The sequence below is a fragment of the Flavobacteriales bacterium genome, assembly GCA_013214975.1.
Classification (GTDB): domain Bacteria; phylum Bacteroidota; class Bacteroidia; order DT-38; family DT-38; genus DT-38.
The window spans coordinates 1-1757 of the sequence record JABSPR010000220.1; the positions used below are offsets into that span (position 1 = coordinate 1).

Genomic DNA, 1757 nt, shown 5'->3' on the forward strand with positions numbered 1-1757 from the left:
ACTGTGTGAAGTTGCACCCGCATTGTTTGCACTTATATCGTTGCCTCCCCATCGCTTTTCCGTTCTTGTAATAGCTTGTTTCTTGGCATTTTGGACAGTTCATATAACAGCTCCTTTTTGCTTCTATCATAATACACTATACTATTTTAGCAATCCCGAAAATGCCCAAAACTTATACAAAGAGTTTGAAGGCGATGGCTCTGCTTGGTGGCTTTATTCAAATGTATTACTACATTTTGCAAACAAATGTTCTGAAGTTAAACTTAAAAAACTCTTCAAAGAAGCCATGGCCTATAATCCTTACGTTGTCCCATTTTTATTGGAGCAAAAACCTCTCCCAAAATATTCACCCGGTTATTATGGGAGAGGCGATGATAATGAAGCCATCTCATATGCGATTGATGGAATAAAAGCATGGATATCCGTCGATGGCTCATTGAATTGGCTATCTAAATATTACAATATTTAGCTAAGTTTCCGTTTTGACATCTTCGGGGGTCTTAGGCCTATCTTTTAACAAATTTCCTATGGTCCGCAACAATGATTCTTTTGCACTGGTTTCAAGGATATATAATTCATTCTTGACCCTTCTATATAAGTTTTGTTTGGCATTATGATTTCTCCAATTATATAATGTTCCACCAAGAGTGTAGAAGCAACTTCCAGCTGTAGCAGCTGTAAAGCCATTAAACTCAGCTTTGGATCCCTGAGTGTCATGTTCTTTTCCAGACTGTTTCTGTATGAATTCGACAAGGTCTCTAGGATTATCAAGATCATATTTTTCACCCTCCGGCCCATAGCTACGTTTATTTATAAGATTAGAAAACCCATGCACACGTTCCAATTTTTTAAATTCCGCTCTGGCACTAACAAACCAAGTTGCTGCTCCTATATTGTCCGCAGGATTTTCAGTCAGGCTATTAGTTATCCCTACTAATGCATGTGCAGAAAGCTTCTGAACCTTTTTTTGCAAACTAAAACTACTCCGACTGGTGTATTGAAGTCCCAAATAGTGACGTTGTATTGCAATTATTTGTTGAGGAGGTGGTTTTATTTGCTCATCTTGTTTCATTAGTTGCTTCATTTCACTATTAATTTTTCTAACTGTTCTGGTTTTACCCTTCCATGGCGAATTAAATGTTAGCCTACTAACTAGACTTCGATGTGTTGAAAGATTCGGTGTTTGACCGCTCATAATTGTTCTCCTTGTTTTTGCTTTTTAAGCTAAAATTTTTAAAAAGACGCTGAGTTGATTTATTCAGTTATTTTTTTCTTCGTTGCAGCTACTGTAATTTCAATAATATGTCCCCTAACCTCCTTTTAACTATTTACAGTCCGTAGAGCCAATTGCAAAATACCTAAATAGTATGTAATTAAACAAATAATGTCCTATCTGGTAGTATAATTTAGTAAAAATACATCCAGAAAGGACAAATAGAATGAAGAACAATTTATCACAGATGTGGTACAACATACAAGAGACCCTATTTCCACATATGGAGGAAGAGTTGGGGCCTTTATCCAAAAAACTGTTGCAGGTTATACAAATAGGGGTAGCAGGCCCAACTGTGTGGGAATTTACGGTCTGAGCAAAAGAATAGATTTTATGCAAAATAATTCAACTCATTCAGAGCAATCATTGAGCACCTTATAAACCGTAGATCTACCAATATTCATCTGTTTAGAGATGGCGGTAGCGCCTAGGCCATTTTTATGAAGAGATAAGATTTTATTTCTATTGATGGAAGGCTTTCTTC

General features: G+C 36.5%; 4 protein-coding genes. 1 reads left to right on the forward strand and 3 read right to left on the reverse strand.

The features are described from left to right. Positions 1-103: IS1 family transposase (locus HRT72_07410; GenBank protein NQY67533.1), on the reverse strand; the 103-nt coding region annotated here is incomplete at its 3' end. Here HRT72_07410 and HRT72_07415 point away from each other — a divergent pair. After that, on the forward strand, positions 83-469 hold the full coding sequence (locus tag HRT72_07415; protein NQY67534.1) for a hypothetical protein: 387 nt from the start codon (positions 83-85) through the stop codon (positions 467-469). The two genes, HRT72_07410 and HRT72_07415, sit on opposite strands and share 21 nt — an antisense overlap. Here HRT72_07415 and HRT72_07420 read toward each other — a convergent pair whose 3' ends face one another. Together HRT72_07420 and HRT72_07425 are read right to left on the reverse strand one after the other, a co-directional pair. Beyond that, positions 470-1195 (reverse strand): hypothetical protein, encoded by a 726-nt coding sequence (locus HRT72_07420; GenBank protein ID NQY67535.1) that lies wholly within the window; start codon positions 1193-1195, stop codon positions 470-472. It abuts the gene before it with no gap. A gap of 428 nt (positions 1196-1623) precedes the next feature. Further along, positions 1624-1757: helix-turn-helix domain-containing protein (locus HRT72_07425; GenBank protein ID NQY67536.1), on the reverse strand; the 134-nt coding region annotated here is incomplete at its 5' end.

Coding starts and splice junctions, on each gene's coding strand:
- HRT72_07420 (NQY67535.1), bottom strand. CDS start 1,195: ATGAGCGGTCAAACACCGAATCTTTCAACACATCGAAGTCTAGTTAGT.